Consider the following 5,192-nt stretch of genomic DNA (forward strand, 5'->3'; position numbering starts at 1 on the left):
GTGGTGATTTCGAGAAGTTCGGTGGTGATGCCCGCCTGGCGGACCTTGTTGTATTCGAGCGTCAGGTCCTTGATCAGCGACTTGGCGTTGTCGGTCGCGCTCTTCATGGCGACCATCCGCGCGCTGTGCTCGGCCGCACGGGCTTCGACGGCGGCGCGATAGACGGCAAAGTGCGCGTAGTACGGGAGCAAGGCATCAAGCACCCCTGCCGCGTTCGGCTCAAAGGTGACGTCGAGTCCGCCCTTTTGGTGAATGTTCTCGATGGCTTCCGCATTGCCGGGCATCGCGGCGACGGGCAGCAATTGCACCACCACCGGTGTCTGCGTGAGGGTGTTGACGAAACGGGTCACGACCACGGAGACCTTGTCGACCGTGCCGTCGAGGAACTTCTCGATGGCCAGCTTGGAGATGGCCTTCGTCTCGATGAAAGTCGGCGTGTCCTTGAGGTGGAATTCCGCAATCAGTTCGCGCTTCGTGCGCGCCACCCATTGGGCGCCCTTGCGTCCGGCGGTGACGAAAATGGTCTTCGCCGGGTCGAACTTGGCGGCTTCGCGCAGCAGGTTCGTATTCAAGGCGCCGCACAGTCCCTTGTCGGTCGAGACCAGGATGACCATCTCCTTCTTCACCTCGCGGTGCTGGAGGAGCGGGTGCTTCTCGTCGGAATTGGCTTCGTTCACTGCCGCGCTGATCCCGTTGAGCAACTTGGCATACGGCCGGCCATCGACGGCCAGCTGCTGCGCCTTGCGCATCTTCGAGGCAGCAACCATCTGCATCGCCTTCGTGATCTGCGCCGTGTTCTTGACGGACTTGATCCGGCGCCGGATGTCGCGGGTATTGGCGGCCATGAATTAGTGGATAGTTATTGGTTGATAGTGGATAGACCGGAGTCCTCGACTATCGGTAACTTGTCTTGAACTCGCTGAGGGCGGCCTTGAGGTCGGCGGTGATATCGTCGTCGATCGCCGCCTTGTCGCGGATCTTGCCGAGCACCGCGTCTTTGCGCGTGGTCAGGTAATCCTGCAGCTTGAGTTGGAAGTCCTTGATCTTGTCGACCGGCACGTCGTCGAGGAAGCCGTTCTGCATCGTCCAGAGGACCGCGACCATGACTTCGGTGGCGAGCGGGTTGTATTGCACCTGCTTGAAGAGTTCCACGACGCGGGCGCCGCGATCGAGCACCGACTTGGTCTTGGCGTCGAGGTCGCTGCCGAACTGCGCGAAAGCCGCCAGTTCACGGAACTGGGCGAGGTCACCCTTGATCTTGCCGGCGACTTGCTTCACCGCCTTGATCTGCGCGGCGGAACCCACACGGGACACGGAGAGACCGACCGACACGGCGGGGCGGATGCCCTGATAGAACAAGTCGGTTTCCAGATAGATCTGGCCGTCGGTGATCGAGATGACGTTCGTCGGGATGTAAGCGGACACGTCGCCCGCCTGCGTCTCGATGATCGGCAGCGCGGTCAGCGAGCCGTTGCCGTTCTTCTCGCTGACGCGCGCACTGCGCTCGAGCAGGCGGCTGTGGAGATAGAAAACGTCGCCGGGATACGCTTCGCGGCCGGAGGGGCGCTTGAGCACCAGGGACACCTGGCGATAAGCAACAGCGTGCTTCGAAAGGTCATCAAACACGATCAAGGCGTCCATCCCGTTGTCCATGAACCACTCACCCATCGCCGCACCGGCGAACGGAGCGAGATACTGGTTGGTCGCGGTATCGGAAGCGGTCGCGCAGACGATGATGGTGTAAGGCATCGCGCCGGCCTTCTCGAGCACCGCGATCGAACGGGCGACGTTCGACTGCTTCTGGCCGATGGCGACGTAGATGGAATACAGCGGGCGGAAGCCGTCTTTGCCTTCGTTAGCCTTGTTGATGCGCGCCTGGTTGATGATGGCGTCGATCGCGATGGTCGTCTTGCCCGTCGCACGGTCACCGATGATCAGCTCGCGCTGGCCGCGGCCGATCGGAATCATCGCGTCGATGGCCATGATGCCGGTCTGCACCGGCTGGCTCACGGATTTGCGCTTGATGATGCCGGGCGCAATCTTCTCCACGGGATAAGTAGTCGTGGCCGTGATCGGTCCCTTGTTATCGACCGGGTTGCCGAGGGTGTCGACCACACGGCCGAGCAGCCCCTTGCCCACGGGCACGGAGAGCAGGCGTCCGGTCGTCTTCACTTCGGTGCCTTCGACCACGTCGCGCCCATCGCCGAGCAGGATGGCGCCGACTTCGCTCTCTTCGAGGTTCAGGGCCAGGCCGTAGAGGCCGCCCGGAAATTCGATCATCTCGTTGAGCATGACGCCGCTCAGGCCTTCGATCTTGGCCACACCGTCGCCGACTTCGCGCACGACGCCGACGTTGGATTTGCTCGTGCTGGTCTTGAGGCCGCCGATTTGTTTTTCGAGTTCTTGCAGGATGCTGCTCATGGGAAAATTAGGTTGGGGTGAAAGTGGATGAGGCGCTTAGGCGTAAGTGAGTTGGGCTTCGAGGCGTTGGAGGCGTTCGCGGACGGAGCCGTCGATGACATCGCTGCCGACCTTGATGCGCAGGCCGCCGAGCAATTCGGGCGAAACATTGAATTCGATGCTCAGGTCCTTGCCGTACTGCGCGCGCAGGCTGGCGGTGAGCTGCTTGGTCATGGCTTCATCGAGCTCCACGGCACTCTCGACGACGGCGTGATGCCGGGCGGCTTCGAGACGCACGAGGCGGCGGAATTCCTTGAGGATGCCCAGCGCATTGCGGGGCTTGCTCGCGGCGACTTCCTTGGCGATGGCGGCGACGCGCTTGGCATCGAGACGCCCATCCTTGAAGCTCGCGCTGTAGAGCTGCTTGGAGAGTTTGCGTGAATCCTTGTCCAGCTTCATGAAATCAGGCGCCGACTTGCTGCGCGGCTTCTTCGTTGATGCGTTTCTGGTCGGTCTGCGTCAGCACCCGGCCGGTGACCTTGGTCGTGGTGTCGATGACCAGGCGGGCCACTTCGCGCTTGAGCTCGGAGAGCGTCTTTTCGCGCTCGATGCCGGTCGCTTCGCGGGCCTTGGCGATGATCTGCTCGGCCTCGGAAATAGCCTGCTGGGTGCGCTTGTCGGCGACGACCTGCGCACTGGCGCGGGCTTCGTCGATCATGCGCTGCGCATCGGCGTTGGCCTTGGTGAGAATTTCCTGCACGCGGGCCTCGGATTCCGCGAGCTGCACCTTAATCTTCTCGGCATTGGCCAGGCCCTCGGCGATTTTCTGCCGGCGCGTTTCCAGCACGGTGAGGATCGGCTTGTAAGCGAACTTCTGGAGGAGGAACGCCACGATGCAGAAGCTGATGATCTGCGAGAAGAGCAGCCAGGCATTGACGCCGAAGACACGACCCGTTTCCTGGGCGCTTTCGACCAGATTGTCGACGATGCCGCCTTGTGCGGCGAGAATGAGAAGGGAAGCCATAGGTGAAATGAAAGAAAAGCCGGAGGGAAACTGGCGCGAGGCTGTGACCAACCCCGCGCCATTGAATTACCGTACGAGGTAGATGGCGAAGAACACGATGCCTTCAGCGAAGGCGGTGCTCAGGATCGCCTGCACGAGGATCGGGGTGGCGGCGCCGGGATTCCGGCCCACTGCCGACGAAGCGCCCATGCCGATCAGACCCACGCCGACTGCCGCGCCAAGCGCTGCGAGACCAACGTGAATGCTGCCCGTCATGCCGACTGCGCCTTCCGCGAGGATGGTTGCGATGTTCATGATGTTTCCTTTATTTGGTTTTGGTTTTCCCGACAGCCCCCGCTGACATGCACGGTCTGGCTGGCGAAAGTGTTTGTGAAATCGATTAGTGGTGTTCCTCTTCGTGCTGCTGGCAGATGAGCAAGGTGAACACCGCGGTGAGAAGCATGAAGACGAGCGCCTGGACGATGCCGACCAGCAATTCCATGAAGTAGAACGGAATCGGAATGAGCCAGGACAGGGAGGGCACGATGTTCGACATCGATTCCATGATGTTCTCCCCGGCGAAGACGTTGCCGTAGAGACGGAAGCTGAGCGAAACCGGGCGGAAGGCAATCGAGACGATTTCGAGCAGGCCGACGATGGCGAAGATGATTCCCATGCCGATCTTGCCCCAGATATTGGTCACGTTCCCCTTGGGCCCGAAGATATGCATGATGAGGCCGCCGAAACCATTGGCCTGAAACGCCCAGACGATCCAGCACGCGAAGAAGATCAGCGACATCGCGAGCGTCATGTTCAGGTCGGCATTGATGCCGCGGATAAGCGGACGATCGATATGATGAAGCCCGCCTTGGGCATCCGGGATACCCCACCCGATGGTGCCCACGCCGGGGATCAAACCGGCCCAGTTTGTGAAGAGGATGAAGATGAAGATCGTGGCGAAGAACCAAAACGTCTTCTTCACCAGATCGTGGCCAATGATGCTTTCCAGGAAATTGTGCAGGCTCTCGACCAGCCATTCCCAGAAGTTCTGCGCGCCCTCCGGCACTTCCTTGATCGAGCGGGTCGCATACTGTGCAAAGCCGATGATGCACAGCGCCACGAACCACGTGAAAGCCATGGAATTGGTGATCTTGAAAACGCCGAGATCAATGAGGACCGGGGCATTGGGCGTAAGACCTTCGTGCTTTTCCGCTTTTTCCGCATGCGGAGCGGCCTCGCCGGCCGCGGGAGTTTCATCCGCCGCCCGCACCACGAGCGTGGCCAGGCCGGTGATGCCAAACATCGCACAGCAAATGAAAATGAGCCGGAGCCACCGATGGACGGTGGACCAGGCGCTGGGTTGAGGGAGAAGGCTAGTCATTTCCTTGTTAGGCAGGGCGAGAAATCCGGGGTCGATATCACTCGACTGGAAAAATCCGTCGCGCTGGGGCACTCGGGCGCGACCGAACTTCAAGCATTGCCGGGGAGATAAAACAGCGCGTTCGAGGAAGTGGCAAGAACTTTGTGAATTTTTTCACAAGCTCCCGTTTTCCTCCTCAAAAGTCGCGTCGTGGGACGGTGCTCCTAATCGATGTGACCCCACAAATCACGCATTATTCTTGTGTAGTGTTCCACCCTGGCCGGACGACTCGCGAAAGTCGCTGCTGCCCATTTAGTTGCGGCCTTTGGCAGAAACCCATCCCGGACCGCGGAAATTTCGGACGGGGCGTGAAATTTTCCGCAATGGAGCCAACAGAGCCAATGGAGCAATGCACTTTTTTTGTCGAGT

Annotated in this window: 6 protein-coding genes; all 6 read right to left on the reverse strand. The window is 60.4% G+C overall.

Going from position 1 to position 5,192, the window contains the following annotated elements; genetic code table 11:
• Nucleotides 1-845, reverse strand: an 845-nt coding sequence (gene atpG / locus ABJF10_RS29135) for an ATP synthase F1 subunit gamma (RefSeq protein WP_348548118.1), incomplete at its 3' end; no start/stop codon positions are given.
• A gap of 49 nt (nucleotides 846-894) precedes the next feature.
• On the reverse strand, nucleotides 895-2,421 hold the full coding sequence (gene atpA, locus ABJF10_RS29140; protein WP_348548119.1) for a F0F1 ATP synthase subunit alpha: 1,527 nt from the start codon (nucleotides 2,419-2,421) through the stop codon (nucleotides 895-897).
• Nucleotides 2,422-2,457: 36 nt separating this feature from the next.
• Nucleotides 2,458-2,859 (reverse strand): ATP synthase F1 subunit delta, encoded by a 402-nt coding sequence (gene atpH / locus ABJF10_RS29145; protein WP_348548120.1) that lies wholly within the window; start codon nucleotides 2,857-2,859, stop codon nucleotides 2,458-2,460.
• A 4-nt stretch (nucleotides 2,860-2,863) separates the two neighbouring features.
• Entirely contained in the window at nucleotides 2,864-3,424 is a 561-nt protein-coding gene (gene atpF / locus ABJF10_RS29150) for a F0F1 ATP synthase subunit B (RefSeq protein WP_348548121.1), read from the reverse strand.
• Nucleotides 3,425-3,490: 66 nt separating this feature from the next.
• Nucleotides 3,491-3,718: an ATPase gene (locus ABJF10_RS29155; protein WP_348548122.1), complete on the reverse strand. Its 228-nt coding sequence runs from the start codon at nucleotides 3,716-3,718 to the stop codon at nucleotides 3,491-3,493.
• A gap of 85 nt (nucleotides 3,719-3,803) precedes the next feature.
• Entirely contained in the window at nucleotides 3,804-4,784 is a 981-nt protein-coding gene (gene atpB / locus ABJF10_RS29160; protein ID WP_348548123.1) for a F0F1 ATP synthase subunit A, read from the reverse strand.
• Between the last annotated feature and the right edge of the window lie 408 nt (nucleotides 4,785-5,192).

Origin of the sequence: Chthoniobacter sp., from assembly GCF_040003245.1 — a bacterium.
In the GTDB taxonomy this organism is placed as follows: domain Bacteria; phylum Verrucomicrobiota; class Verrucomicrobiia; order Chthoniobacterales; family Chthoniobacteraceae; genus Chthoniobacter.